Source organism: Stenotrophomonas sp. SMYL41 (assembly GCF_036319965.1).
Classification (GTDB): Bacteria; Pseudomonadota; Gammaproteobacteria; order Xanthomonadales; family Xanthomonadaceae; genus Stenotrophomonas; species Stenotrophomonas maltophilia_R.
In genome coordinates, this window is the sequence record NZ_JAWIRX010000032.1 from 1 (window position 1) to 26,842 (window position 26,842).

A 26,842-nucleotide genomic window follows, 5' to 3' on the forward strand; every position below is an offset into this window, starting at 1 on the left:
CTTTCAAGCAAGGACAACGTCAACTTCAAAAGCGAGGATTCCGTGGGGGGGGCGGGGGGGGGGGGGGGGGGGGGGGGCGCCCCCGGGGGGGGGGGGGGGGGTGGGGGGGGGGGGGCGGGGGGGGGCGCCCCCCCCCCCCCCCCCCCCCCCGGCGCCCCCCCCCCCCCCCCCCCCCCCCGCCCCACCTGTGACAGATTCCGTGTGCTGTCGGTAGGTGTCGACCTTGGTCGACACATCTGTCAGGTATCGACAAACAAGAATGGGGTCGGATCCGATTTCCGAAGGAAAACGGATCCGACCCCAAGGTCGTTCCAACAGATCGCGGAAAACTGTCGAAGGCGGGATGGGTCCGGTGGCGGGAGTGTCCGCGGCATGGATGCCGCGGCCAAGCCCCCAGGGATGGGTTTACGGCGTCTCCCGCCACCGGACCCACCCCGCCATCCCACGGATACCCCGCTGTTGCTGTTGCTTCGGTCGTTGAAGTTGCCGTTGCCTCTGCGGGTGCAGGGCTGCAAGCCCTGCCGAACAATCCTCAACTCTCGCAGTTGGCGAACACGTCGCGGTCTCGCTCGTACAGCGAGGTCTTCACCTGCATCAGGCCCAGCACCGACGGGAACAGGTTGTCATGGTCCGTATAGGCCGCCGAACGCTTGCGCACGCACTGCAGGTCCAATCCGCGGCTGCTGGCAAAGCCCGGCGAGAACCACATCGTCATCGGTACCCGGGTCTGCTCGGCCGGGGCAATGGCGTACGGCACGCCGTGCAGGAACAGGCCCTTCTCGCCCAGCGACTCGCCGTGGTCGGACAGGTAGATCATCGCCGTGTCGTAGTCCTGCATGCCCTGCAGCGTGCCGATGGTCTTGGTCAGGAAGTGATCGGTGTACAGCACGGCGTTGTCGTAGCTGTTGGTGATCTCTTCGCGCGAGCAACGGCCGATGTCACGGGTATCGCAGGTCGGGGTGAAGCGGCGGAACGCGGGTGGATAGCGCTCGAAGTAGGCCGGGCCATGGTTGCCCAGCTGGTGCAGCACCACCACGCGGTCGCCCGGTTTCGCACGTACCTGGGTGGCCAGGTCCTGCAGCAGGATCTCATCCATGCAGCGGCCATCGGCACACAGGCCCGGCGTGGTGGCATCGGACAGCGACTGGAAGTCCAGGCCTTCGCATACGCCCTTGCAGCCGGACTGGTTGTCACGCCACAGCGGGGTGATGCCGGCACGGTTCAATACATGCAGCAGCGACTGGTGCGCGCGGATCTTCTTCTCGTCGTAGTCGTGGCGTCCCCACGGCGAGAACAGGCAGGGCAGCGAAACTTCGGTGCTGGTGCCGCACGAATGCATGTCCGGGAAATTGACCACGCTGGCCTGGGCCAGCTCCGGGGTGGTATTGCGGCCACCGTTGAGCCCCCAGTTCTGCGCACGCACGGTCTCGCCCATGACGATCACCAGCAGGCGCGGCTTGCTGGCCGGAGTACGCGGGGTGGCCTTGGCATCGGTGCCGATCGGCAGCTTCGGCGCGCGCTGCACCGGGTTGTCACCACGCAGTGCACGGGGCAAGCCCAGCAGCACATTGGCCGGCGTGGCGAGGTAACGCACTTCGCGCTGGTTGCGCATCAGTGCGGAGATATCCTGGAACGAGATCAGCGCACCGCCCACTGCGGTTACCGCCGCCGCCACCAGGAAACCGATGCGCCAGAGCAGGCTGCGGCCCCAGCTGCGACGGCGCAGCTGCACGCGCCACAGCACGATCATCGGCAGCACCGCCAGCAACAGCACCGGCCACAACAGCGACACGGTCATCAGCTCACGGCTTTCCTTGGGGTCGGTCGCCAGCACGTTGCGCAGCATGTCCGCATCCAGGTAGATGTGGTAGCGGCTCATGTAGTGCGCAGCGAATGCGGTCACCAGCAGCAACAGGCTGATCACCACCTTGGCGCTCCAGCGCCAGACCAGGAGGCCCAGCAGCACGCCGTGTGCACCCAGCAGCAACAGCAGCAGCGAAAGCGCATAGCGCAGGCTGCCCGGATGGCTGGCCATCGCGCTGTGCCAGAACAAGCCGTTGCCGGCCACCGCGAAGAACAGGCTGGTCAGTGCGATCAGTGCTTCGGTGGACAGCTGCGGCCGCCAGCGGCGAAGACTCGCCAACGCGGGAAGGCGGGCGAGGCGGTGGACCGACGCACTCATGCGTTTGCCTCCTGGCGGTTGGAACGGTCCAGCTGACGGCGTGTCAGGATGCGCTTGACAATGAGATACAGGCCCAGCGAAAGCAGCCAACATATCAATGCAGTGGCGACGTCATGCGAAAGGAAATGCGCGCCCCGGACCTGCTGGCTGATGCCGAACACCAGGCCGCTGCCGAGGCCGATCCACAGCCCGGCCCAGCGCCACGACGGGCGCCACAGCAGGGCGAAATAGTACAGGGACAACCATGCGTAGCCAGCACTGGCGTGCCCGGCCGGGAAGCAGGCCTGTGCGGTCATGCCAGCGGGGCGTGCCGTGAAGAGCCCGATGAAAGGCTGGTGCCCGCCGTAGCGCAGCAGGTCCCACGGGCATTCCATCGGCACCAGCGCCTTCAGCAGGGAGATCATGCCGGTGCCCAGCGCCATGGCAATCACAACGTAAAGCAGCGCCCATCGCAGGGTGCGATCGCGTCCCCTGCGCCAGTGATGGAAGCACAGCAGGATCGCCACCAGCGCCGCTGCCGTGCTCAGCCATTTGCCCACCTTGTGCACCACCGTGCGGGTGATCCAGGCGTCCTGCAGCGCCCAGCGGCCGCCTTCAAGGCGGAACAGGTGATCGGCCACCCATTGATCGCCGCCCATCCCCATCAGCAGCGTAAACACCGGCAGACCGAGTGCTACAGGCAGCCAAAGGTGAGTTACGGCAAATCTTGACGCCAGTGGCGATGTCGCAAGCGGCGCTACTGAATCGATGGGACGAACGGGCATGCTGGGAAGGGGCGGTTCGGGAATCCGCGGTCATGCTCGTCACCTGCATGTCGGAGAAGGGTCGGACGCTCGTTCGTGCCGGGTTAATGCTTGCCCGGCACGGGTCGACGTTCAGTCTTCTTCGGCGGTTGATCCTGCCCGCTCGGCGTGGCACTGCGGGTCCCAGGCCGTGCCGGGAAGCAGTTGCCAACGATTCCGGTTGGCAATGCCGATGTCGATCACCTTGGTGGGGTCCACGCAGGGGCTCATCGCATCGTCCAGCACCAGCAGCCAGCGCTTGCCCGGTGCCTCGGCCAGCCACGGGCCGGCGTCATGCCACTGCTCGGCCCACGGGCGCTTGAAGCCGAACTCACGCACCGGTCGATCTGCCTGCAGCAGGTTCTGTTCGCGCCAGGCAACCAGTGCCAACTCTGCGTCGGGGCCGATCCGCGCGCCCACCCGGCGCATTACCGCCGACGCCGACGCATACGGATCCAGCGCCGGGATCAGCACCAGGCCGTAGAGCATCCACAGCATGCCGTGGGTCAGCAGCACCAGCGTTGCGGCACGGCGTACCCGCAGCCACACGAGCAGCGTGGCCAAGGCAATGGCAAAGGTCAGCAAGCCATCCCCCAGCACCGGCAGCAGCGAATCCGGCATGGCCCGGCGCTCCAGTTGCGCCACGGCCCACGGATGCTCGGTCATCAGGATCACGCCGAGCACGCCGGTGGCCAGCATCAGCACCACGCTGTAACCGAACAGGTAGCGGCGCACGCACAGCCGGCGCAGCAGGCCCGGCAGCAGCGGCGCTACGGCCAGCGCCATTGCAGGCAGCATCGGCAGCAGGTACACCTCGCGCTTGCCCGGGCTGGCACTGAAGAACACCAGTACCAGTACGGCCCAGCCCAGCAGCAGCCACTGGCGGCGATCGCCACGACGGATGCGGCGCCACCAGGGCTTGAACAGCATCGGCAGCAGAAGGCTGCCTGGCAGCCACAGGGTCAGGATCACCTGCAGGTAGTACCAGGCCGGCTGCCGGTGGTGCCAGGCATTGGCGTAGCGGGTGCCGGTCTGCTTGAACAGCAGCTCATGCGCGTAGGCCTGCAGCTCGGCGCTGGGCGTATGCAGCAGGGCCCAGCCCAGCGGCGCCAGCCACACGCCCACGCCCAGCAGGAATGCCGGGATCAGCCACAGCAGCGTTGCCGGGTGCGGACCGTCCACGCTGCGCCCGCGGCGACGCTGGTACAGCCACCAGCCGAACCAGGGCAGCACCAGCAGCAGCGGCAGGAAACCTACGCCCTTGGTCACCGTGCCGAGGCCAGCGGCGAAACCGGCCAGCCACAGCGCGGGCAGGTTGCGACGTTCGCACAGGTGCCGCATCAAGCCCCACAGGGCCACGGTGGTCATCCCCACCAGCACCATGTCGATCTGCGCACGCTTGGCCATCAGCCCGAACTGCAGGGTGCAGAACAGCGCCGCGAGGGCATAGATGGAATGCCGCGGCGACCACAGCCGCCGTGCCAGATCCGACACCAGCCACAGACTCAGCAGGGCGCCCAGCAACGACGGCAGCAGGAACGACCACTGCCAGCTGCCGACCACCTCGTAGGCGGCCGCCTGCAGCCACATGAACACCGGTGGTTTCTCGGCATACAGCTCGCTGCCACGATGCGGCAGCAGCCATTGCCCACTCTCGACCATGGTCCGCGCGGCCAGCACGAAGCGCGGCTCGTCCGGCGGCTGTGGCTGCCGAAGGCCGATGCCCGCTGCCAATGCAGCGATGATCAGCAGCCACAACAGGGGCAGGCGCCAACGGCGGGGCAGGGCTACGGGCACGGCAGGCTCCGGGAGCAAAACGGCCACTCTGACGTGGCAGGAGTAGGAAAGGCGTCGGAACGGGCGCAGGTCGACCGCATTCCGACATGGTCGGCGCTACCATGGTACGAACTTCCGTGGATGTTTCGTGCATGCGTCTGTTGGTGATCGAGGACAACCGCCAGCTGGTGGCCAACCTGTTCGACTATTTCGAGTCGCGCGGGCATGTGCTGGACGTGGCTCCGGATGGCATCACCGGCCTGCATCTGGCCGGCAGCCACCCCTACGATGCGGTGATCCTGGACTGGATGCTGCCGCGCATGGAGGGGCCGGAGGTGCTGCGCCGGCTGCGCGCCGAACATGCGTCGGAGGTGCCGGTGATCATGCTGACCGCGCGTGACGAGCTGCCGGACAAGATCGCCGGTTTCCGTGCCGGGGCCGACGACTACCTGACCAAGCCGTTCGCCCTTCCTGAGCTGGAAGTGCGGCTGGAGGCACTGCTGCTGCGTGCGCAGGGGCGCAACCCGCGCAAACGGCTGCAGGTCGGCGACCTGGTACTGGATCTGGCGACGCTGGAGGTTCAGCGTGAGGGCCAGGTGCTGCACCTGTACCCGGCCTGCCGCAAACTGCTGGAAGTGCTGATGCGCGCAAGCCCGGGTGCGGTCACCCGCCAGCAGCTGGAGTTCGCGCTCTGGGGCGACGAACCGCCGGATGGCGACCTGCTGCGTTCGCATGTCTACGAGCTGCGCCGCAGTGTGGATGGACCGTTTGCCGAGAAGCTGATCCATACGCTGCCGCGGGTGGGCTATCGGTTGGCGGTGATGGACGGTGCCGACGCTGGCAGGAATGCTGATGAGGGCGCGTAAGCCGGGGCCGCTGTACCGGCGGGTGGTGTGGTGGCTGCTCGGGTACCTGGCACTGCTGTCGATCGCGGTGTTCAGTGTCGGCAACTACGTGCACGAACACGCCGAGCACGCCGCGTGGCGCGCGCTGCTCAATTCCGAACTGGACAGCATCGTCGAGCATGTCGAGCACGAGCCTCATTACCGCTGGCAGGACTCGGACACGCTGAGCCTGTACCGCTTCGACGCGGTCAATCTGCCGGAGAGCCTGCGCACCCTGCATCCGGGGCTGCATGACGGCGTGATGGTCAAGGGCCGCGAGACGGCGGTGATGGTGCGTGAAACCCAGTCGATGGGACGGGTAGCACTGGCGCTGGACATCTCCGATTTCCATGACCTGGAACAGTTCGCCACGCGCTGGGTGATGCTGGCCGGGGTGATCATGATCTTCGTCACCGTGTTGATGGCGTCTTTCGGCATGGAGCGCATGGTGCGCCCGTTGAGCCTGTTGGCCCAGCACATCGGCGCTCTGCGGCCGGGCGTGCAGGGCCAGCGAATCGATGTCGACCCGCGCGGCAGTTCCGAGCTGCACACCATCGCCGATGCGCTGAACGACTACCTCGATCGCAATGAGCAGTTCGTCGAGCGTGAACGGGTCTTCATCAGCACCGCCAGCCACGAACTGCGCACGCCGATCGCGGTGATGACCGGCGCCGCCGAACTGGCGCTGGAGCAACCGGGCCTGCCCGAGCGCGCGCGCCAGCAGATGCAGCGGGTGCTGCGCACGGCGCAGAGCGTGGAGCAGCTGATCGAGCTGCTGCTGGTACTGGCGCGTGATCCGGCGCGCCTGGCCGCGCGTGCCGAGCGCATCGCGCTGGACCAGCTGTTGCCGGAGATTGTCGACGACCATCGCCACCTGCTCGGCGACAAGGACCTGAGCATCGGCATCCAGGCGGCGCCGGTGGATATCGTTGCGCCGATGGCGGTGGTGCAGGCCGCCATCGGCAACCTGCTGCGCAACGCCATCGAGAACAGCGGCCGTGGCCATATCGTGCTGCAGCTGGATTCGTCGGCAGTACTGACCCTGCAGGATCCCGGGCATGGCATGAGCCCGGAGGAGATCGCGGCGATCCACGCGCGCATGGCCCGCGGCGAGCGCGCCGATCGTGGCGGTGGCATCGGCCTGGACCTGATCGCCCGGCTATGCGGCCACCTGGGCTGGACCCTGCAGCTGCAGCCCTGCGAACCGCGCGGAACGCGCGCAACGCTCGACTTCAGTGCCTCGCGCCCCACATGACGGTAGTGCCGGCCGCTGGCCGGCAACCCCGCCTCACTGGGGGCTGGCCGGTCGCGCCACGTGCTGGTCGATCAGGATCACATTGCCATCAGGATCGGCCAGCTGCAGATAGCCCGTGCCCTGGCCATCGGGATCGGTCCGTACTGCCAGTGCGATGCCCTTGGCATCCAGCTCGGCCTGCAGCTCACGCACGTCCTGGAACCGGGGAAGTTCCTGCTTGTGCTGGTCCCAACCGGGGTTGAAGGTCAGCAGGTTGCCCTCGAACATGCCCTGGAACAGTCCGATCACCGTGCCGTTGCTACGCATCACCAGCCAGTTCTGGGCAGGGTCACCGCCGGTGACTGAAAAGCCGAGGGCTTCGTAGAAGGCGCGAGAGGCCGCGAGATCCTTCACCGAGAGGCTGACCGAAAAGGCGCCAAGCTGCATGAGTGGGCTCCCTGAGGGGATGTGGTCGTGGCCGGCACTGCAGCATGACCCGGCGTGAAGACAATGTTAATCTCATCGTGCGCCGCTTTATGCGGCGCTTTTTTTTCCCGCTCTTTCGATCGACAGAGGATCCCATGCCGACCGAACCCGCTACTGCCCTGATCAGCAACGACATCGTTGGCCTGGGCCTGATTGCTGCCACCCTGGCCCTGATCTTCTGGGCCGCCAGTGGTCCGACCCCGTTGCTGAAGAAGATCTTCGCCTGGGTGCCGGCACTGCTGCTGTGCTATTTCATCCCCGCCATCTACAACACCACCGGTGTCATCGATGGCCACAACACCTCGCTGTACAACCCGGTCGCGCGCGACGTGCTGCTGCCGGCGGCGCTGGTCCTGCTGACACTTTCGATCGACCTGAAGGGCGTCATCAAGCTCGGCCCGAAGCTGCTGCTGGTGTTCTGCGCGGGCACCGCCGGCATCATGCTCGGCGCCATCGTGTCGTTCCAGCTGATGAAGCTGATCCATCCGGAAACCGTGGCCGGTGACACCTGGGCCGGCATGGCCGCGCTGGCCGGCAGCTGGATCGGCGGCGGCGCCAACATGGTCGCCATGCGCGAAGTGTTCGGCACCGATGCCACCACCTTCGGCCAGTTCGCGGTGGTCGACGTGGCCTGCGCCAGCCTGTGGATGGCGATCCTGCTGTTCCTGGCCAACCGCGCGCAGCAGATCGACACCCGCAACGGTGCCGATACCCGTGCCATCGACGAGATGAAGGCACGCATCAGTGCCTACGAGGCACAGAACGCGCGCATTCCCAGCATGACCGACCTGATGGTGATCGTTGGCGTGGCATTGGGTGGTGTCGGCCTGGCCCATGCCATCGCCGCGCCGCTGGCGGGCTGGTTCAAGGCCAATGTCAGCTGGGCCAGCCAGTTCAGCCTCGACAGCCAGTTCGTCTGGGTGATCCTGCTGTCCACCGCAATGGGCCTGGGCCTGAGCTTCACCCGCGCGCGCCGGCTGGAAGCGGCGGGTGCGTCGCGCTTGGGCACGGTGTTCCTGTATTTCCTGATCGCCTGCATCGGCATGCAGATGAACCTGCTGTCGCTGCTGGATCGGCCGTGGCTGTTCCTGCTCGGCGCGATCTGGATGGCCACGCACGTGCTGGTGCTGTGGGTGGTGGCCAAGCTGCTGCGCGCGCCGCTGTTCTTCTTCGCGATCGGTTCGCAGGGCAACATCGGCGCTGCGGCGTCGGCGCCGGTGGTGGCAGCGGCATTCCATCCGACCCTGGCCCCGGTGGGCGTGCTGCTGGGCACGGTGGGCTATGCCACCGGCACCGGGCTGGCCTATGTCACCGGCCTGATGCTGAAGTGGATGGCCGGAGCCTGAGTCCTGAGCTGACGATCATGTTGCGTGTTCACGGTAATTGCCGTGGACACGCTTTCCCCGTGCAGAGCCTAGCCCACGCTCGGCTTTCTTTTTGCCTGCCACCGGATAGATCCACGTCATGCGTGGATGCACTTCATGGGTATCTATGAACAAAGAAAGGACAGATCCGTTTCCCCGCGGAAACGGATCTGCCCCCTGATGCCTCTGCCGTCACCGGAAATCTGTCGAAGGTGGGGGGGGGGGCGGATGGCGGGGTGTCCGCGGCATGGATGCCGCGGCCAAGCCCCCAAGGACGGGTTTACGGCGTCCCCGCCATCCGACACCACCCCGCCAAACTCACACCAGAGCCGACGCTTTGGCCGTTGCAGTTGCAGTTGCCTCTGCGGGCGCCGGGCTGTAAGCCCGGCACCCGCCTAACTGCTCAACAGCAGCGGCCGCCGTTGCGCCCGCCGTAACGCGCTTCCTGGCGCTCGCGGAAGAACGTCTTGTAGTCCATCGGCTCCTGGTCCGGGTGCTTTTCCAGCATGTGCCGGACGTAATTGTCGTAATCAGGAATGCCACAGCACAGCCGTGCGGTCTGCACCAGGCGCCGCCAGATACGGCGGTGCGCCTGGTACTGGCCGGCGGGAACCAGTTGCGTGCTCATCACAGATCCACCATTTCATGCGGCTTCAGCGCCACGTACGGGGTCTCGCGGTCGGTGCGCTGCGGATTGCGGCGGGCCGCCAGGATGGTCTTGATCGAATACACCAGCACCGCGCCCACCACCAGCAGGAACAGCGCGGTCAGGCCGGTGTTGACGTAGGCGTTGACCACGATCTGCTTCATCTGCGCCACGGACTTGGCCGGTGCGGTGATGGTGTCGCTGGCGAGCGCGGCCTGGAACTTGTGTGCCTGTGCCAGGAAACCCTGCGCCGGATTGCTGTCGAAGATCTTGATGAAGCCGGCGTAGGTGGTGCAGATCAGCAGCCACACCGCCGGTACCGCGGTGACCCAGGCATAGCGGTCACGCTTCATCTTGAACAACACCACCGTGCCCAGCATCAGCGCGATACCGGCCAGCATCTGGTTGGAGATGCCGAACAGCGGCCACAGCGTCTGGATGCCACCGAACGGATCGACCACGCCGGTGTACAGCAGGTAGCCCCACAGCGCCACGCAGCCGGCGGTGCCGATGATGTTGGCGGTCCACGATTCGGTCTTCTTCAGGGCCGGCACGAAGTTGCCCAGCAGGTCCTGCAGCATGAAGCGACCGGCGCGGGTGCCGGCGTCCACCGCGGTGAGGATGAACAGTGCTTCGAACAGGATCGCGAAGTGGTACCAGAACGCCATCATCGCGTCGCTGCTGCTGGGGATGGCCTGGTGCAGGATCTGCGCGATGCCCACCGCCAGCGTCGGCGCACCACCGGCGCGGTGCAGGATGGTCGGCTCGCCAATCGCCGCCGCGGTCGCGGTCAGCTGCTCGGGGGTGATGGTGAAGCCCCAGGTGTTGGTGATGTAGTGCGCCGCCGAGGCCGCATCGGCACCGATCACTGCCGCCGGGCTGTTCATCGCGAAGTAGATGCCCGGATCGATGATCGAGGCCGCCACCAGTGCCATCACCGCCACGAACGATTCCATCAGCATGCCGCCGTAGCCGATGTAACGCATGTGCGCTTCATTGGCCAGCAGCTTCGGCGTGGTGCCGGAGGAAATCAGGGCATGGAAGCCGGAGACCGCACCGCAGGCGATGGTGATGAACAGGAACGGGAACATGCCGCCCTTCCACACCGGGCCATCACCGCTGGCGGCGAACTGGGTCAGCGCCGGCATCTTCAGTTCCGGCATCACCACCAGGATGCCGATGGCCAGCGCAATGATGGTGCCGATCTTCAGGAAGGTCGACAGGTAGTCGCGCGGGGCCAGCAGCAGCCACACCGGCAGCACCGAGGCGACGAAGCCGTAACCGATCAGCATCCAGGTGATCTGGGTGCCGGTGAAGGTGAACGCCGGGCCCCACACCGGGTCGGCGGCGACCTTGCCGCCGTACCAGATCGCGGCCAGCAGCAGGATCAGGCCAACCACCGAGATCTCGCCGATCTTGCCGGGGCGGATGTAGCGCATGTACACACCCATCAGGATCGCGATGGGCATCGTCGCGATCACGGTGAACATGCCCCACGGGCTTTCGGCCAGCGCCTTGACCACCACCATCGCCAGCACCGCCAGGATGATGATCATGATCAGGAATGCACCGAACAACGCGATGGTGCCGGGCACCTGGCCCATCTCCTCCCGCACCAGGTCGCCCAGCGAGCGGCCGTTGCGACGGCTGGACAGGAACAGCACCATGAAGTCCTGCACCGCACCGGCCAGTACCACGCCCACCACCAGCCACAGCAGTCCGGGCAGGTAGCCCATCTGCGCGGCCAGCACCGGGCCGACCAGCGGACCGGCGCCGGCGATGGCGGCGAAGTGGTGGCCGAACAGGACGTGCTTGTTGGTCGGCACGTAGTCCAGGCCATCGTTGTTGATCACCGCCGGGGTGGCCCGGGTCGGATCCAGCTGCATCACCTTGTTGGCGATGAACAGGCTGTAGAAGCGGTAGGCGACCAGGTACAGCGAAACCGCCGCGACGACGATCCACAGGGCATTGATGTGTTCGCCGCGGCGCAGCGCCACGGTGCCCAGACAGAACGCGCCGAGCAGAGCGAGTACCGCCCAGCCCAGTTTGGAAAACCCTTTCATGAGGTGCTCTCTCCCGGAAAGACAGTCAAAGAGTCCTGCTTGCCTTCGACAGGGTCAATTGGCACAGGACGAATCTGCGGTAGTACTTTGGTCGTACGCAGGGCGCGCTGACGTGCAGCGAACGTCAGGGATGGAACAATCGGTTGCGGAGCCATCCATTGGCCTACGGCCGTGTGGCGTCCATCTTCAGTGGCATCCATCCAACAGGAGTCGCCATGAGCTTCCCCGAACCGGTCCGCGTGCTGCGCACCATCCGTGGCATGCCCACCTCCGACGGTGCCGGCGTGCGCCTGACCCGCGTCATCGGCGGCCCCACGCTGCCCGACCTGGATCCGTTCCTGCTGCTCGATGAATTCGGTACCGACCGCGCCGAGGACTACATCGCAGGCTTCCCGGAGCATCCGCATCGCGGTTTCGAGACCGTCACCTACATGCTCGACGGGCGCATGCGGCATCGCGACAACCACGGCAACGAAGGCCTGCTGACCCCGGGCAGCGTGCAGTGGATGACCGCTGGCCGTGGCCTGGTGCACTCGGAGATGCCCGAGCAGGAAAGCGGGCAGATGCGCGGGTTCCAGCTGTGGGTGAACCTGCCGGCGAAGGAGAAGATGACCGACCCGAAGTACCAGGAATTCGCACCCGAGCGCATTCCCGTGGTGCACCCGGAGCCGGGTGTGGAGGTGAAGGTGATCGCCGGTACGGTCGGCGGCACCCGCGGCCCGATCGTGCAACCGGCCACCGAGCCGTTTTACCTCGACATCACGTTGGCGCCCGACCGGGCCTGGACCTATACGCTGCCGGAAGGCCACAACGCCTTCGCCTATGTATTCGAAGGAGCGCTGACGGTGGGTGAGCAGGACGCTGCCCGCGATGTCGCGCGCCAGGAACTGGCGGTGCTGGGCGGCGGCGAACAGCTGCATGTTTCGGCCGGCAGCGAAGGCGCGCGGCTGATCCTTGTAGCAGGCCGTCCGCTGCGTGAGCCGGTGATGCGCCACGGCCCGTTCGTGATGAACACGCGGCAGGAACTGATGCAGGCCTTCGTCGATTTCCAGGAAGGCAGGTTCTGACGGGTAGCGCCGGGCCATGCCCGGCGAAAGATACCGGTAACGCCGCCGGGCCATGCCCGGCGGACGTCCCGCGCGTCGGATCCTGCGGGGATGCTGCCAGGCAGTCATCCCCATCACCGTCAGCGCCCGGCGGCCACGGCCGACGGGGTCAGGCTCATGCCCTGCGCCAGCTGCTGCAGTGAGCCCAGCTCCTGCGCGCTGTCCGGATACAGCGAAATCTGCGCGTAACGCCCTTTGTCGATCTTGACCACGCTGATGCGCCGCTCGGCATACCCCGGCGGTTGCTGGCCGCCCAGGTCGGGCTGGTACCAGTACAGTGATTCACCAGCGAAGCTGCCTTTTTCCTGGCGCAGCGAGCGGCTCAGCGGAATGGCGGGATCACGCGCGCTGAGCATCAGGCTCAGCACTTCGCGACCATCGGTGGTGCTGGCGCGGCAGACCAGGAAATCGGCCTGCACCACTTGCTGCCACTGCAGGCCACTGCTGGCGGGCAGCGAAGGACATTCGGACGGCGCCTGCGCGGCGGCCTGGGCCGCAGCAAACAGCAGGCTCGACAACATGACAGGCACGAACTTCATGCATCCCCCAAGGTGATGAGTTGTTTGGCTCCGCCAGCAGCGCCAGCGGCCATGGCATCCCATCCCCGGATGCCGCCCCATCCGGCATGTGCACGGACGGTCAACTCAACCTTAACGGAACGTGAGCGATCGCACAATTCGCGGTTACAGAAGTAACCATTGCGGCCGAGGGTCGGCCGCAATGGGTGCCGCGTGGATCAGCGGTCGCTGCCGATCCACTTGTAGATGATGCCGCCGATCGCGCCGCCCAGCAGGGGCGCGACCCAGAACAGCCACAGCTGGCCGATTGCGCCGCTGCCGGCGAAGAAGGCCACGGCGGTGGAGCGAGCCGGGTTCACCGAGGTGTTGGTGACCGGGATGCTGATCAGGTGGATCAGGGTCAGCGACAGGCCGATCGCCAGCGGGGCGAAGCCGGCCGGTGCCTTGCCGTGGGTGGCACCCATGATCACGATCAGGAACACCGCGGTCAGCACCACTTCGCACAGGAAGGCCGCTGCCACGCTGTAACCACCGGGCGACAGTGCGCCGTAGCCGTTGCTGGCGAACGCACCGGCCTGGCTGCCATCGATGGCGAAGCCGCTGGCGCCGGAGGCGATCTGCAGCAGGATGAAACCGGCCAGCAGGCCGCCAGCCACCTGGGCGATGATGTACGGGATCAGGTCCTTGGTCGGGAAACGACCGCCGGCCCACAGGCCGACACTGACCGCGGGGTTGAAGTGCGCGCCGGAGATGTGGCCGAACGCATAGGCGCCGGTCACCACGGTCAGGCCGAAGGCCAGCGCAACGCCGAGGAAACCGATACCCAGCGGATTGCCGTCACCCCCGAACTTGGCGGCCAGCACGGCACTGCCACAGCCACCCAGAACCAGCCAGAACGTGCCGAGGAACTCGGCGGACAAGCGTTTACCCATGCTCATGTGTTGCACTCCTTTGACGATCTAAAGTGTGATTTATGTCACATTTCAGTGATCAGCGGGTGACTGTAGCGTCAACGCCGGGTGCAGGGATACACCTTCGGATGTGTGCAACACGCGATGTTCAGTACTGGGGCAGGGGAATGAACTCCTTGTCGTCGCCCGGAATGGTGCCGAAGCGGCCGGCTTCCCAGTCGTGCTTGGCCTGCTCGATGCGCTCCTTCGAGCTGGACACGAAGTTCCACCACAGGTGGCGCGGGCCATCGAGCGGCTCGCCACCGAACAGCATCGCCTTGACCGGCGTCTTCGCGCGCAGGCGCCCTCGCGCGCCGGCTTCGGGAATCACCAGGTGCTGAGCGGGGATGTCCACGCCATCGAGCTGCGCCTCGCCTTCGAGGATGTACAACGCGCGCTCGCGGTGGCCGTCGTCGATATCGATCTCTGCATCCGGGTCGAGATCGATCGCCACGTTGAGCGTGTCGGCGAACACCTTCACCGGCGATTCCTCGCCATAGGCACGGCCGGCGATCACCCGCAACCAAGCCCCATTGCGGCGCTGCTCGGGCAGGGTGGCGGCGGCATGGTGGTAGAACGCCGGCTCGATTTCCTCATGCGACTTCGGCAGTGCGACCCAGGTCTGCATGCCATGGATCGGGTTGTCGTGGTCGCGGTCCGGTTGCGGCGTGCGCTCGGAATGGGCGATGCCGCGGCCGGCGGTCATCCAGTTGACGTCGCCGGGACGGATCACCTGGTCCGAGCCCAGCGTGTCGCGGTGGCCGATGGCGCCCGACCACAGGTAGGTGACGGTGGCCAGGCCGATGTGCGGATGCGGGCGCACGTCGATGGCCGTACCGGGGTGCATGAGTGCCGGGCCCATCTGGTCGACGAACACGAACGAGCCGATGCTGCGCGCCTGCAGGGTGGGGACGGCGCGACGGACTTCGAGGCCGCCGATGTCGTGCACGCGCGGGGCGATGATGGTGGTCATGCGGGCGTTCTCGCTGGCAGGGATCAGGTGATCAGCATCGCATGCGGCTGTGGCGGGGACATGCCCCGTATGGGTAACAGGTTGTTCCAGCCAACGGCGCAGCCCCTCGTGGCTGTGGGTTGGTCGCTGAAGGCGGAAGGAAAATCAAAAGCCGCGCTTGGCCGGGGGGGGGGGGGGGGGGGGGGGGGGCGCGGCCGCAAGCACCGGCCGGGGGGGGGGGGGGCCACGCGCCGGGGCCGGGGTTGCGCAGGACACGCCGTAAACCCATCCATGGGGGCTCGATGGCGCCATCCATGGCGCCAACGGTCCTGCGCAACCCACCCGCCGACCTCTGACAGTTTCCGTGTGCTGTCCAGCCACGGAGAAGAAAAAAGAAAATCAAAATCAAACGCCGGTCGCTTCGCTCCTGGTGGCAACCAAGGTAGCCACCCACCAGTTCGCAGTAGCCATCAACCAGATTCGCGGTTCACCGACCGTCACCGGGAAGCTGTCAGGGGTGGGGGGGGGGGGGGGGGGGGGGGGGGGGGGGGGGGGGGGGGGGGGGGGGGCGGGGCCGCCCGGGGGCCCCTCGCGCCCCCCCCGCCCCCCCCGGGGGGGGGTTCTGGGGGCGGCCCCCCCCCCCCCCCCCCCCCCCCGCCCACCAAACAGAAAAGCCAGAGCCGCTTTGGCTCTGGCTTCTGCTTTAGAACTTGACGTTGCCTCTGCGGGTGCCGGGCCGCAGGCCCGGCCGATCAAACCACCGGTTCGCGCAGGATGGGATTGTCCCAGCCCGGGCGCGGCGCGAAGCGGTCGCCGTGGCGCTGCTGCAATGCCTTCAAACGCTCGACGATCGCATCAGCACCCACCGCACGGATGTGCTGGATCGGGCCGCCGCGGAACGGTGCGAAACCGGTGCCGAAGATCACGCCGGCATCCAGCAGGTCTGCATCGGCCACCACGCCTTCGTGCAGGCAGGCCACCGCCTCGTTCAACAGCGGCAGGATCAGGCGGTCCTCCAGGTCGGCCGGGGCCTGGTAGTCGCTGGCAACGTCCGGCTTCTTCGGCTTGCCGTTCTCCCAGGTGTAGATGCCCTGGCCATCCTTCTTGCCGCGCTTGTCCGGCTCCACGGTCTGCAGCGCGGCCGGAATCTGCAGGCCCAGGAACGGTGCCAGTTCGCGGCCGACGCCGGCGGCCACGTCCAGGCCCACGGTGTCGATCAGTTCGATCGGGCCCATCGGCATGCCGAACTTCACGGCGGCCTTGTCGATCACCGGGCCCGGGATGCCTTCGGCGTAGGCAGTGGCAGCTTCCAGCATGTACGGGAACAGCACGCGGTTGACCAGGAAGCCCGGGCTGCCGGCCACCGGCACCGGGAACTTGCCCAGTGCCTTGCAGAACGCGGCCAGGCGGCGCTCGGTCTCCGGCGCCATGCCGTCGTGATGGATGATCTCCACCAACGGCATCTGTGCCACCGGGTTGAAGTAGTGCAGGCCGGCGAACTGCGCCGGGCGCTGGATATGGTCGCGCAGCTCCACCAGCGGAATCGACGAGGTGTTGGTGGTCAGCAGCGCATCCAGCTTCATCTTCGGCTCGAGCGTCTGGTACAGCGCACGCTTGGCTTCGGGGTTCTCGATGATCGCCTCGATCACCAGGTCGGCCTCGGCCACGCCATTGCCTTCCAGGTCGGCACGCAGGCGCGCGGCCACGGCGGGGCGTTTGCTCTCGTCGCGCACCTTCTTGGCGAACAGCGCCTGTGCGCGTTCCATGGCCGGGTCGATGAAGCGCTGCTCGCGGTCCTGCAGGGTTACCTCGAAGCCCTTGTACGCGGCCCATGCGGCGATGTCACCGCCCATCACGCCGGCACCGACCACGTGCACGTGGCGGATGCCGGAATCACCACCGCCGAGGCCCTTCAGGCGCTCGGTCAGGAAGAAGATGCGGATCAGGTTGCGCGCGGTCGGCGTGCTGGCCAGCTTCACCACGGCCCGCCGCTCGGCGTCCAGGCGGGCCTGGATCGGCTTGCCGCCGCTGCGCTGCCAGGTGCTGATCAATGCATACGGCGCCGGGTACTGGTCCTTCTTGGCCTTGCGTGCGACCTGCTTGACCATCTGTGGCGCCAGCAGCGTGCGTGCCAGCCAGGTGTTGGTGGCCCAGGCCGTCGCGCGCTGCTTGAACGGGCGCGTGGTGCCGGACAGCGCCAGCGCCACGGCAGTGTCGAGCACCACCGCCGGTGCCACCACCTTGTCGACCAGGCCGATGCCACGCGCGGCCGAGGCCGACAGGGTGCGGCCTGTCAGCATCATGTCCATCGCCGCCGGGGCGCCGACCAGCTGCGGCAGGCGCGCGCTGCCGCCCCAGCCCGGGAAGATGCCCAGCTGGGTTTCCGGCAGGCCGATGCGGGTGCTGCTGTCATTGGAGGCCACGCGGTAGCGGCAGGCCAGGGCAAGCTCGGTGCCGCCGCCGAGGCAGTGGCCGTGGATGGCCGCCACGGTCGGGCAGGGCAGCTCGGCCAGCTTCTGGTAGGTGGCCTGGCCACGCCGGATGGCGTCGTTGACGGTGCCGCGACGATCGAATTCCTGGAACTCCTTCAGGTCGGCACCGGCAATGAAGCCGGCCTTCTTCAGCGACTGGATCACCACGCCCTTGGGCGGGTCAAGCGCGATGCGCTCGAGCAGGTCGCCCAGTTCCAGCAGCACATCCTGCGACATCGCGTTGACGCTGCTGTCCTGACGATCCAGGGAGAGAACCACCACGCCGTCGTCGCGGATCTCGGGGTGCCAGTGGCTGAAGCGGAGACCATCGAAGCCTGAGAGCATGGACGTTCCATCCGGTTGTGTATGGAGAAGCGGCTATGATCCAGAGGTTGTTTCCCCCGCGTCAAATCCCAATAGCAGGGGAGTGGCGACCCCGGATCCATGGCCGTGGACCGGGACGCTAACGGAACGGTGGTTAAAAGCTGGTGCGGCGCCAGGTGATCGGCGACTGAACTTTTCCCGGGATTGGCAGTCTCATTGCCCGACGTCGGTTGGGCTGACAGGAGTGCGGCCCCTCATGGCCGATGTTGATACACCTCAGGAGCTGGATCTGGAACTGGTCCGGCGCGTGCAGCACGGCGAGAGTGCCGCATTCGATGTCCTGGTGCGCAAGTACCAGCATCGGGTCGTGGCCCTGGTCGGTCGCTACATCGCCGACTGGAGCGAATGTCAGGACGTCGCCCAGGACACTTTCATCCGTGCCTACCGCGCGATCGGAAGTTTCCGTGGCGATGCCCAGTTCTCAACCTGGTTGCATCGAATCGCCGTGAATACCGCCAAAAACTACCTGGCTTCACACAATCGCCGTCCGCCGACCGACGACATCGACATCGGCGACGCCGAGCAGTTCGACAGCGGTACCCGCCTGCGGGACACCGATACGCCCGAGCGCGAATTGATGCGCCAGGAGCTGGAACAGACGGTCATGAAGGCCGTCAACGCGCTGCCGGAAGAACTCCGGTCGGCGATCACCCTGCGCGAGGTGGAAGGCCTGAGTTACGAGGATATCGCGCAGAAGATGGGGTGCCCGATCGGCACCGTGCGGTCACGGATTTTCCGGGCGCGCGAGGCGATCGACACCGAACTCCGGCCGCTGTTGGACATCGGCAGCGCCACCCGTGAGAAGAGCCGCGTATGACCAGTAATCCGTTCAACGAATCGCAGAACCATCAATCGCCCGCCGGGCAGCGCCTGGACCAGCGCCATCGCGAACAGCTGTCGGCCCTGGTCGATGGCGAGCTGGGCGCTGATGAAGCGCGCTTCCTGCTGCGCCGGATGGAGCACGACCCCGAACTGGCCGGCTGCCAGGAGCGTTGGCAGCTGCTGGGCGACGTGATGCGCGGGCAGGCCTCGGTGCTGGCACCGGCCGGTTTCAGCGCCGCCGTGGCCGCTGCTGTTGCCGCCGAGCCCGCGCCGCAGCCCGAGCCCCGTCGCCAGGTACGCCGCAGTGGCTGGCGGGCTTGGGGGGGCGGTGCCGCACTGGCCGCCTCGGTGGCGGCCGTGGCGCTGTTCATGGGCGGCGAGAAGCTGCAGGAGGCCACACCGGGCGAGCCGCTGGCCCCCCAGGTGATTGCCAGCGAGGCCCAGCTGGCGCCGGCACCGAGCCGCCCGGTGACGGTCACCGAAGCATCGGTGGATACCGCGGCAGTGGCCGTTGCGGCTGCGCCGGCCGTGGCGATGGCTGCCGCCAGCCGCCGCCAGGACGCCCGCCGCGCCAGTGCCACCCGCAGCCAGCAGGCTGCGCGTGCCGCCCAGCGTGACGATGTGCCGCTGCGCGCCGTGGCTTCCGCGCAGGCACCGTTGACTCCGACCGTGCCCGCCAGCGCCAACCGCAACCTGCCGTTCGGTGAGGTCGGTGGGTTGCAGGCCCGGCCGTGGCCGCGCTCCAGCCTGGCGCCCGCCGCCGGTGGCGCGCTCAATGCCAGCTTCCCGGCTCACGCCGGTGGTGCGGCGTTCTACCCATTCGAGCCGCGCCTGCAGGACGACCTGCCGGTGCCGCCGCGCCCGCGCGACTGAGCCGGGCGCCTTCACGCCCCGCCGTCGGCGGGGCCCGTATTCCTTTTTCCATCCGACCCGGAGGTTGCCGTCCGATGACTCCCCGACTCCGCACGCAGGCCATTGGCCTGCTGGCCCTGACCCTTCCCCTGATGGCCTGTGCCCAGGCGCCGGCGCCTGCCGCCCAGCCCCAGCCAGCGCCGGCCGCAGCGCCGCGGGTACCCGCACAGCCGCTGGTCAGCGGCCTGCCCGACTTCACCAACCTGGTCGAACAGGTCGGCCCGGGCGTGGTCAACGTCGACACCACCATCGTCCGCAACAACCGTCAGGCCTCGCGGGGCCCGATGGGCGGTGACGATGACATGCCGGAGTTCTTCCGCCGCTTCTTCGGACCGGATTTCCCGATGCCGGGGCAGGGCCCTGGCGGCCCGGACGGTGGCCCCAGCATCAAGGGCCGCGGCATGGGCTCGGGCTTCATCATTTCCCCCGATGGCTATGTGCTGACCAACTACCACGTGGTGGCCGACGCCAGTGAGGTGAAGGTCAAGCTGGGCGACAGCCGCGAGTTCACCGCCAAGGTGGTGGGCAGTGACCAGCAGTACGACGTGGCCCTGCTGAAGATCGACGGCAAGAACCTGCCGACCGTGCGCGTGGGCGACTCCAACACCCTGAAGCCGGGCCAGTGGGTTGTCGCGATCGGTTCGCCGTTCGGCCTCGACCACTCGGTCACGGCCGGTATCGTCAGCGCGCTGGGCCGCAGCACCGGCGGTGCCGATCAGCGCTACGTGCCGTTCATCCAGACCGACGTGGCGATCAACCAGGGCAATTCCGGTGGACCGCTGCTCAATACCCGCGGCGAAGTGGTCGGCATCAACTCGCAGATCTTCTCCGCCTCCGGCGGCTACATGGGCATCAGCTTCGCGATCCCGATCGACCTGGCGATGAGTGCGGTCGAGCAGATCAAGAAGAGCGGCAAGGTCACCCGAGGCCAGCTCGGCGCGGTGGTCGAGCCGATCGATTCGCTGAAGGCGCAGGGCCTGGGCCTGCCGGACAGCCGTGGCGCCCTGGTCAACCAGATCGTGGCCGGCAGTGCAGCCGCCAAGGCCGGTGTGCAGGTGGGCGATGTCATCCGCTCGGTCAACGGCAGCGCGGTCAACAGCTGGTCCGACCTGCCGCCGCTGATCGGTGCGATGGCGCCGGGCAGCAAGGTGAACCTGGTGGTGTACCGCGACGGCAAGCCGCATGAGCTCAGTGCCACGCTGACCGCGCTGAGCGAAGACGGGCAGGCCAGTGCCCGCGGGCCGGCGACCGGCAATGCAGAGGCGGCTCCGCAGACCGGCGCCAATGCCCTGCTGGGGCTGGACGTCAGCGATCTGAATGCGGCCCAGCGCAAGCAGTTCGGGCTCAACGGCAACGAAGGCGTGCGCATCACCGGGGTCAAGGGCCAGGCAGCGCGGGATGCCGGCCTGTCGCCGGGCATGGTGATCCTGCAGGTCGGCCGCGTTGCGGTCGGCAGCGTGGATGCCCTGAACCGGGCGCTGTCCAGCTTCAAGAAGGGCGACGTGGTGATGCTGCTGGTCCGCACGGCCAATGGCAACAGCGCCTTCGTGGCGGTCAAGGCCGGCCAGTAAGGCCTGCCGGGGCCGCTCCGGCGGCCCCCTGCGTTTCTCCCCGAAGCCCCGCCCCGGCGGGGCTTCGGTCGTTCCGGGCGGGTGTCCGGCAGCCGGTTTTCGCGGCCGGGCGCTGGGCGTGCGATAATCGACCGTTACCCTGACGACGCCGCGCGCCGCCGCCACCTATGTCTTCTGATTCGATGCGGAACATCCGCAACTTCTCCATCATCGCCCATGTCGACCACGGCAAGTCCACGTTGGCCGACCGCATCATCCAGCTCTGCGGTGGCCTGCAGGCCCGCGAGATGGAAGCGCAGGTGCTCGATTCCAATCCGATCGAGCGCGAGCGTGGCATCACGATCAAGGCGCAGTCGGTGTCGCTGCCGTACCTGGCCAAGGACGGGCAGACCTACCACCTGAACTTCATCGACACGCCCGGCCACGTCGACTTCTCCTATGAAGTCAGCCGTTCGCTGGCCGCCTGCGAAGGTGCGCTGCTGGTGGTCGATGCCGCCCAGGGCGTGGAAGCGCAGTCGGTGGCCAACTGTTACACCGCCGTGGAGCAGGGCCTGGAAGTGGTGCCGGTGATCAACAAGATCGACCTGCCCACCGCCGACATCGAGCGTGCCAAGGCCGAGATCGAGGCCGTGATCGGCATCGACGCCTCCGACGCCGTGCCGGTCAGCGCCAAGACCGGCCTGAACGTGCAGGACGTGCTGGAAGCGATCGTGCACCGCATCCCGCCGCCGACGCCGCGCGATACCGAGAAGCTGCAGGCGCTGATCATCGATTCCTGGTTCGACAACTACCTGGGCGTGGTCTCGCTGGTGCGCGTGATGCAGGGCGAGATCAAGGCCGGCGACAAGCTGCAGGTGATGTCGACCGGCCGCAATCACCAGGTCGACAACGTCGGCGTGTTCACCCCGAAGCGCAAGGTGCTGCCGGCGTTGAAGGCCGGTGAAGTGGGTTGGGTGACCGCCAGCATCAAGGACGTGCACGGCGCCCCGGTCGGCGACACCCTGACCCTGGCTGGCGACCCGGCGCCGAAGCCGCTGCCGGGCTTCCAGGAAATGCAGCCGCGCGTGTTCGCCGGCCTGTTCCCGGTCGATGCCGAGGACTACCCGGACCTGCGCGAAGCGCTGGACAAGCTGCGCCTGAACGATGCCGCGCTGCGTTTCGAGCCGGAGAGCTCCGAGGCGATGGGCTTCGGCTTCCGCTGCGGCTTCCTCGGCATGTTGCACATGGAAATCGTGCAGGAACGCCTGGAGCGCGAATACAACCTTGACCTGATCAGCACCGCGCCGACGGTGGTGTATGAGGTCCTGAAGACCGATGGCTCGATCATCAACATGGACAACCCGGCCAAGCTGCCGCCGGTGAACCAGGTCGAAGAGATCCGTGAGCCGATCATCCGTGCCAACGTGCTCACCCCCGAGGAGTACATCGGCAACATCATCAAGCTGTGCGAGGAAAAGCGCGGCAGCCAGATCGGCATCAACTACCTGGGCAGCCAGGTGCAGATCAGTTATGAGCTGCCGATGGCCGAGGTGGTCCTGGACTTCTTCGACAAGCTGAAGTCGGTCAGCCGTGGCTATGCCTCGCTGGACTATCACTTCGTGCGCTTCGACGCGGGCCCGTTCGTGCGCGTGGACGTGCTGATCAACGGCGACAAGGTCGATGCGCTGTCGCTGATCGTGCACCGCAGCCATGCCGATCGCCGCGGCCGCGAGCTGTGCGAGAAGATGAAGGACCTGATCCCGCGCCAGATGTTCGACGTGGCCATCCAGGCCGCGGTCGGCTCGCAGATCATCGCCCGTACCACGGTCAAGGCGATGCGCAAGAACGTGCTGGCCAAGTGCTATGGTGGCGACGTTTCGCGCAAGAAGAAGCTTCTGGAAAAGCAGAAGGAAGGCAAGAAGCGCATGAAGCAGGTCGGCCGCGTGGAGATTCCGCAGGAAGCGTTCCTGGCCGTGCTGCAGATGGACAACAAGTAAGCCCGCACCGGCCCTGCTGGGCCGGTCGTCTGGTGACGTTGCAAAGGACCCTGAATGAAACTGTTTGAGATCCTCCTGGTCGTGCTGACCCTGGCCTCGGGCCTGATCCTGCTCGCGGACAAGCTGTATCTCGCCAAGCGTCGCGCCCAGCGCGCGGGCCTGCTCGATTCCGAGCCGGTGCTGGTGGATTACTCGCGCGCGTTCTTCCCGGTGCTGGCGATCGTGCTGGTCGTGCGCAGTTTCATCGCCGAGCCGTACAAGATCCCGTCCAGCTCGATGATGCCGAACCTGCTGATCGGCGATTTCATCCTGGTCAACAAGTTCTCCTACGGCCTGCGCCTGCCGATCAGCAACACCAAGATCGTGCCGTTCGGCGAGCCGTCGCGCGGCGACGTGGTGGTGTTCCACTTCCCCGGCCACAGCGACAACGACCCGGCCAAGGGCGAGAACTTCATCAAGCGCGTGATCGGCGTGCCAGGTGACACCGTGGTCTTCGAAAGCGACGGCGTGATCCTCAACGGCGAGCCGCTGAAGTACGACAACAAGGGCATCTATGCCGGCCACAAGGGCCAGGGCGAGGGCGCCAACCTGCTGGTCGAGCACCTTCCCGGTCGTACCCACACCGTGCTGGAGACCGACTATCCGCGCGGCCAGGGCCAGTGGACCGTGCCGGCCGGCAGGTACCTGGTGATGGGCGACAACCGTGACAACAGCGACGATGGCCGTTTCTGGGGGCTGCTGCCGGAAGAAAACCTGCGAGGCAAGGCCTTCCTGATCTGGCTGAACTGCCAGGGCTGGTTCTGCAAGGATGGCTTCGAGCCGTCGCGGATCGGCTCGAGCATCAACTGATCAGGCATCAACCGAGTATTTTCACATCCAACGCGTATCTGGGGAGAACGCAATGAAGACGATGAACACGCAGCGTGGCATGACCCTGACCTCGTTCCTGGCGGTCCTGATCGTGGTCGGTTTCTTCCTTTACATCGGCATGAAGCTGTTCCCGATGTACCAGGAGTATTACGCGGTGCGCTCGGCGATGAAGAGCCTGGCCAAGGAGCCCGGGGTGGGCAGCATGGAGCCGGCCCGGATCCAGGATCTGTTCTTCAAGCGCCTGTACATCAACTACTCGGAAAACGTGAAGCCGGCCAACGTGAAGTTCGACCGTCGCGACAATGGCTGGACCCTCAAGGTCAACTACGAAGTGCGCCGTCCGCTGGTCGGCAACCTGGATGTGGTTGGCAAATTCGATTCATCCCAGGACCTGACCCGAAGCGGTGCCGAATAAACCTTTCCAACGTGGTGACCTGATCGGTCATCCCTTCCACGACCCGGCGCTGCTGAAGCAGGCGCTGACCCATCGCAGTGCCGGTGCGCCACACAACGAGCGCCTGGAATTCCTGGGCGACAGCATCGTCAACATGATGGCGGCCGAGGCGTTGTACCGACGCTGGCCCAAGGCTGACGAAGGCGCGATGACCCGTGCCCGCGCCGAGCTGGTGCGTGAGGGCGCGCTGGCGGTGATTGGACGTACCCTGGAACTGGGTGAGCGGCTGATCCTGGGCCCGGGCGAAATGAAGTCCGGCGGACATCGTCGTGATTCGATCCTGGCCGACGCGGTGGAAGCCGTGGTGGCCGCGATCTACCTGGACGCCGGCTTCGAGGCCTGCCGGGCGGTGGTACTGCCCTGGTTCAGCGCTTCGATCGAGGCACTGCCGGCCTCCGGCCGGCCCGAGAAGGATCCCAAGACCCGCCTGCAGGAGTGGCTGCAGGCCCGTCAGAAGGCGTTGCCGCAGTACGAACTGGTGTCAGAATCCGGTGACGACCACGCCAAACATTTCCGGGTACGCTGCATCGTAGCTGACCCGGCCGCCAGCACCGAGGGCGAAGGCCCCTCGCGGCGGCTTGCCGAACAACAGGCGGCTGCGGCCGTCCTAGAACAACTGGATTCCAAGTGAGCGAACAAACTCCCCATCATTGCGGCAGCGTGGCCGTCATCGGCCGCCCGAACGTGGGCAAGTCGACCCTGACCAATGCCCTGGTCGGTGCCAAGGTCAGCATCGTCTCCAATCGTCCGCAGACCACCCGTCATCGCCTGCTGGGCATCGCCACCTATCCGGAAGGCCAGCTGGTGCTGGTCGACACCCCCGGCCTGCACAAAGTGCAGAAGCGGGCAATGAACCGGGTAATGAACCGCGCCGCGCGTGGCTCGCTGGAAGGCGTTGATGCTGGCCTGCTGGTGATCGAAGCCGGCCGCTGGGATGAAGAAGACAGCCTGGCCTTCAACGTGCTGCGCGACGCCGGTATTCCGGTCGTTCTGGTGGTCAACAAGATCGATCGCCTGAAGGAAAAGGGCGCGCTGCTGCCGTTCCTTCAGCAGGTGACCGAAGGTCGCGATTTCGCCGCCGTGCATCCGATCTCCGCGCAGAAGCGCAACGGCCTGGAAGCACTGGTGCGCGACGTGCTGACGCTTTTGCCGGAAGCCCCGCCGATGTTCGGCGAGGACGAGATCACCGACCGCAGCCAGCGTTTCCTGGCCGGTGAACTGGTGCGCGAGCAGCTGATGCGACAGCTCGGCGAGGAACTGCCGTACGCCACAACCGTCGAGATCGAGCGCTTCACCGAGGACGGCAACCTGCTGCGCATCGGCGCGGTGATCTGGGTCGAGCGCGAGGGCCAGAAGGCCATCGTGATCGGCAAGGGCGGCGCTCGCCTGAAGGAGATCGGCGCCAAGTCCCGCCTGCAGATGGAGCGTCTGTTCGGGGCCAAGGTGTTCCTGGAAACCTGGGTGCGCGTGCGTGAAGGCTGGTCCGACGACGAGGCCGCGCTGAAGGCCTTCGGCTACGAATAAGCCGCGACGGTCGCTTCGATGATGATCGAGGACGACACCGGCTTCGTGCTGCATGCACGGGCCTACCGCGAGACCAGCCTGCTGGTCGAAGTGTTGAGCGCGCAGCATGGCCGCATTGGCTTGCTGGCGCGTGGCGTGTCCACTGCCAAGGGCCAGGTGCTGCGTGCCGCCCTCCAGCCGTTGCAGTGGATCCGCTTCAGTGCCCAGCAGCGCGGTGAACTGGCCCAGCTGCGTGGTGCCGAGGCGCTGGATGCCGCGCCGCGCCTGGTCGGCCAGGCGATGCTGGCCGGCTTCTACCTGAGTGAACTGACCCTGCGCCTGGCCCCGCGCCAGGACCCGTTGCCGGAACTGTACCTGGCCTACGGCGAGGCGCGCGCACGGCTGGCGGTGGGCGCCGGTCTGGCCTGGACCCTGCGCCGTTTCGAACGCGAGCTGCTGTCTTCGCTGGGCCTGGGTTTCGAGCTGGACAGTGCCAGCGATGGCCAGCCGATCGACCCGGCGGCGCGCTACGAACTGGATCCGCAGGAGGGCGCGCAGCGCCTGCTGAGCGAGCGCGGCGGGGAGCGCCGGGCAGCGGCCACTGGCTCGGCGCTGCTGGCGTTGGCGGCAGATGAAGAGCCGGATGCCGCCGACCTGGCCAGCCTGCGCCTGCCGATGCGGCGGGTGCTGGCCCATCACCTGGGGCCGCGCGGCCTGAAATCCTGGGAAATGCTCGAGCAGCTCGCGCCCAGGCGTTGAGGGGGCGGCAGGGCTTGCAGCCCTGCACCTGCCGAGGCCAAAGCAACAGCAACAGCAACAGCAACAGCGTGCATACCGTGGGTAGGCGGGGTGGGTCCGGTTGAGGGGGGCGCTGCAAGTACGTCCATGTAAGCTCGGTCGCCGCATCCATGCGGCTCACGCCCCCGCAACCGGACC

23 protein-coding genes are annotated in these 26,842 nt (G+C 66.8%); 13 read left to right on the forward strand and 10 right to left on the reverse strand.

Going from position 1 to position 26,842, the window contains the following annotated elements; genetic code table 11:
• Positions 1 to 532: 532 nt before the first annotated feature.
• From V3B30_RS22380 to V3B30_RS22390, 3 genes are all read right to left on the reverse strand, one after another.
• Positions 533 to 2,182: a phosphoethanolamine transferase gene (locus V3B30_RS22380; RefSeq protein ID WP_262082824.1), complete on the reverse strand. Its 1,650-nt coding sequence runs from the start codon at positions 2,180 to 2,182 to the stop codon at positions 533 to 535.
• Positions 2,179 to 2,946, reverse strand: coding sequence for a phosphatase PAP2 family protein (locus tag V3B30_RS22385; protein ID WP_100473582.1), 768 nt, complete (start codon positions 2,944 to 2,946; stop codon positions 2,179 to 2,181). Before V3B30_RS22385 ends, V3B30_RS22380 begins: the two co-directional genes overlap by 4 nt.
• Positions 2,947 to 3,057: 111 nt before the next feature.
• Positions 3,058 to 4,761, reverse strand: a complete 1,704-nt coding sequence (locus V3B30_RS22390; RefSeq protein WP_262082823.1) for a glycosyltransferase family 39 protein — start codon at positions 4,759 to 4,761, stop codon at positions 3,058 to 3,060.
• 131 nt (positions 4,762 to 4,892) lie between these two features.
• Here V3B30_RS22390 and V3B30_RS22395 point away from each other — a divergent pair, with 131 nt between their 5' ends.
• Positions 4,893 to 5,606 (forward strand): response regulator transcription factor, encoded by a 714-nt coding sequence (locus V3B30_RS22395; protein ID WP_100473580.1) that lies wholly within the window; start codon positions 4,893 to 4,895, stop codon positions 5,604 to 5,606.
• Positions 5,593 to 6,879 carry a HAMP domain-containing sensor histidine kinase gene (locus V3B30_RS22400; RefSeq protein WP_100473579.1) on the forward strand — a complete coding sequence of 429 codons (1,287 nt, stop codon included), beginning with the start codon at positions 5,593 to 5,595 and terminating at the stop codon, positions 6,877 to 6,879. The genes V3B30_RS22395 and V3B30_RS22400 overlap by 14 nt, the downstream gene beginning before the upstream one ends.
• Before the next feature lie 33 nt (positions 6,880 to 6,912).
• On the opposite strand, the gene V3B30_RS22405 is transcribed toward V3B30_RS22400, so the two are convergent.
• The gene (locus V3B30_RS22405) at positions 6,913 to 7,305 is read right to left on the reverse strand and encodes a VOC family protein (RefSeq protein WP_100473578.1); all 393 of its coding nucleotides are present in this window, start codon (positions 7,303 to 7,305) and stop codon (positions 6,913 to 6,915) included.
• 134 nt (positions 7,306 to 7,439) lie between these two features.
• On the opposite strand from V3B30_RS22405, the gene V3B30_RS22410 reads away from it, so the two are divergent.
• Positions 7,440 to 8,690 (forward strand): DUF819 family protein, encoded by a 1,251-nt coding sequence (locus V3B30_RS22410; protein ID WP_262082822.1) that lies wholly within the window; start codon positions 7,440 to 7,442, stop codon positions 8,688 to 8,690.
• Between the two features lie 421 nt (positions 8,691 to 9,111).
• On the opposite strand, the gene V3B30_RS22415 is transcribed toward V3B30_RS22410, so the two are convergent.
• Positions 9,112 to 9,336, reverse strand: coding sequence for a CstA-like transporter-associated (seleno)protein (locus V3B30_RS22415; protein WP_005410613.1), 225 nt, complete (start codon positions 9,334 to 9,336; stop codon positions 9,112 to 9,114).
• On the reverse strand, positions 9,336 to 11,417 hold the full coding sequence (locus V3B30_RS22420; RefSeq protein WP_088026772.1) for a carbon starvation CstA family protein: 2,082 nt from the start codon (positions 11,415 to 11,417) through the stop codon (positions 9,336 to 9,338). The genes V3B30_RS22415 and V3B30_RS22420 overlap by 1 nt, the downstream gene beginning before the upstream one ends.
• Positions 11,418 to 11,632: 215 nt before the next feature.
• On the opposite strand from V3B30_RS22420, the gene V3B30_RS22425 reads away from it, so the two are divergent.
• Positions 11,633 to 12,484: a pirin family protein gene (locus tag V3B30_RS22425; protein WP_262082821.1), complete on the forward strand. Its 852-nt coding sequence runs from the start codon at positions 11,633 to 11,635 to the stop codon at positions 12,482 to 12,484.
• Between the two features lie 119 nt (positions 12,485 to 12,603).
• On the opposite strand, the gene V3B30_RS22430 is transcribed toward V3B30_RS22425, so the two are convergent.
• The 4 genes from V3B30_RS22430 to V3B30_RS22445 form a co-directional block, all read right to left on the reverse strand.
• Positions 12,604 to 13,062, reverse strand: coding sequence for a hypothetical protein (locus V3B30_RS22430; protein WP_100473574.1), 459 nt, complete (start codon positions 13,060 to 13,062; stop codon positions 12,604 to 12,606).
• Between the two features lie 197 nt (positions 13,063 to 13,259).
• Positions 13,260 to 13,979 (reverse strand): aquaporin Z, encoded by a 720-nt coding sequence (aqpZ, locus tag V3B30_RS22435; RefSeq protein WP_100473573.1) that lies wholly within the window; start codon positions 13,977 to 13,979, stop codon positions 13,260 to 13,262.
• 121 nt (positions 13,980 to 14,100) lie between these two features.
• Positions 14,101 to 14,964, reverse strand: coding sequence for a pirin family protein (locus tag V3B30_RS22440; RefSeq protein ID WP_049427674.1), 864 nt, complete (start codon positions 14,962 to 14,964; stop codon positions 14,101 to 14,103).
• Between the two features lie 731 nt (positions 14,965 to 15,695).
• On the reverse strand, positions 15,696 to 17,759 hold the full coding sequence (locus tag V3B30_RS22445; protein ID WP_262082820.1) for a 3-hydroxyacyl-CoA dehydrogenase NAD-binding domain-containing protein: 2,064 nt from the start codon (positions 17,757 to 17,759) through the stop codon (positions 15,696 to 15,698).
• A 235-nt stretch (positions 17,760 to 17,994) separates the two neighbouring features.
• Here V3B30_RS22445 and rpoE point away from each other — a divergent pair, with 235 nt between their 5' ends.
• The 9 genes from rpoE to recO all read left to right on the forward strand — a co-directional run bounded on the left by rpoE (position 17,995) and on the right by recO (position 26,665).
• On the forward strand, positions 17,995 to 18,615 hold the full coding sequence (gene rpoE, locus V3B30_RS22450; protein ID WP_014038091.1) for an RNA polymerase sigma factor RpoE: 621 nt from the start codon (positions 17,995 to 17,997) through the stop codon (positions 18,613 to 18,615).
• Positions 18,612 to 19,493 (forward strand): sigma-E factor negative regulatory protein, encoded by an 882-nt coding sequence (locus V3B30_RS22455; protein WP_100473571.1) that lies wholly within the window; start codon positions 18,612 to 18,614, stop codon positions 19,491 to 19,493. The genes rpoE and V3B30_RS22455 overlap by 4 nt, the downstream gene beginning before the upstream one ends.
• 74 nt (positions 19,494 to 19,567) lie before the next feature.
• The gene (locus V3B30_RS22460) at positions 19,568 to 21,103 is read left to right on the forward strand and encodes a DegQ family serine endoprotease (protein ID WP_262082819.1); all 1,536 of its coding nucleotides are present in this window, start codon (positions 19,568 to 19,570) and stop codon (positions 21,101 to 21,103) included.
• Between the two features lie 182 nt (positions 21,104 to 21,285).
• Positions 21,286 to 23,079 (forward strand): translation elongation factor 4, encoded by a 1,794-nt coding sequence (lepA, locus tag V3B30_RS22465; RefSeq protein ID WP_162292096.1) that lies wholly within the window; start codon positions 21,286 to 21,288, stop codon positions 23,077 to 23,079.
• Positions 23,080 to 23,133: 54 nt separating this feature from the next.
• Positions 23,134 to 23,928 (forward strand): signal peptidase I, encoded by a 795-nt coding sequence (gene lepB, locus V3B30_RS22470; RefSeq protein ID WP_262082818.1) that lies wholly within the window; start codon positions 23,134 to 23,136, stop codon positions 23,926 to 23,928.
• A gap of 52 nt (positions 23,929 to 23,980) precedes the next feature.
• Entirely contained in the window at positions 23,981 to 24,364 is a 384-nt protein-coding gene (locus V3B30_RS22475; protein ID WP_014038086.1) for a DUF4845 domain-containing protein, read from the forward strand.
• On the forward strand, positions 24,354 to 25,034 hold the full coding sequence (gene rnc / locus V3B30_RS22480) for a ribonuclease III (protein ID WP_100473567.1): 681 nt from the start codon (positions 24,354 to 24,356) through the stop codon (positions 25,032 to 25,034). Before V3B30_RS22475 ends, rnc begins: the two co-directional genes overlap by 11 nt.
• A complete protein-coding gene (gene era / locus V3B30_RS22485) occupies positions 25,031 to 25,927 on the forward strand; it encodes a GTPase Era (protein WP_262082817.1) in 897 nt (298 codons plus the stop codon). The genes rnc and era overlap by 4 nt, the downstream gene beginning before the upstream one ends.
• Before the next feature lie 18 nt (positions 25,928 to 25,945).
• Complete coding sequence (gene recO / locus V3B30_RS22490) at positions 25,946 to 26,665, forward strand: DNA repair protein RecO (RefSeq protein ID WP_100473566.1); 720 nt, start codon at positions 25,946 to 25,948, stop codon at positions 26,663 to 26,665.
• The last annotated feature ends 177 nt before the right edge of the window (positions 26,666 to 26,842 follow it).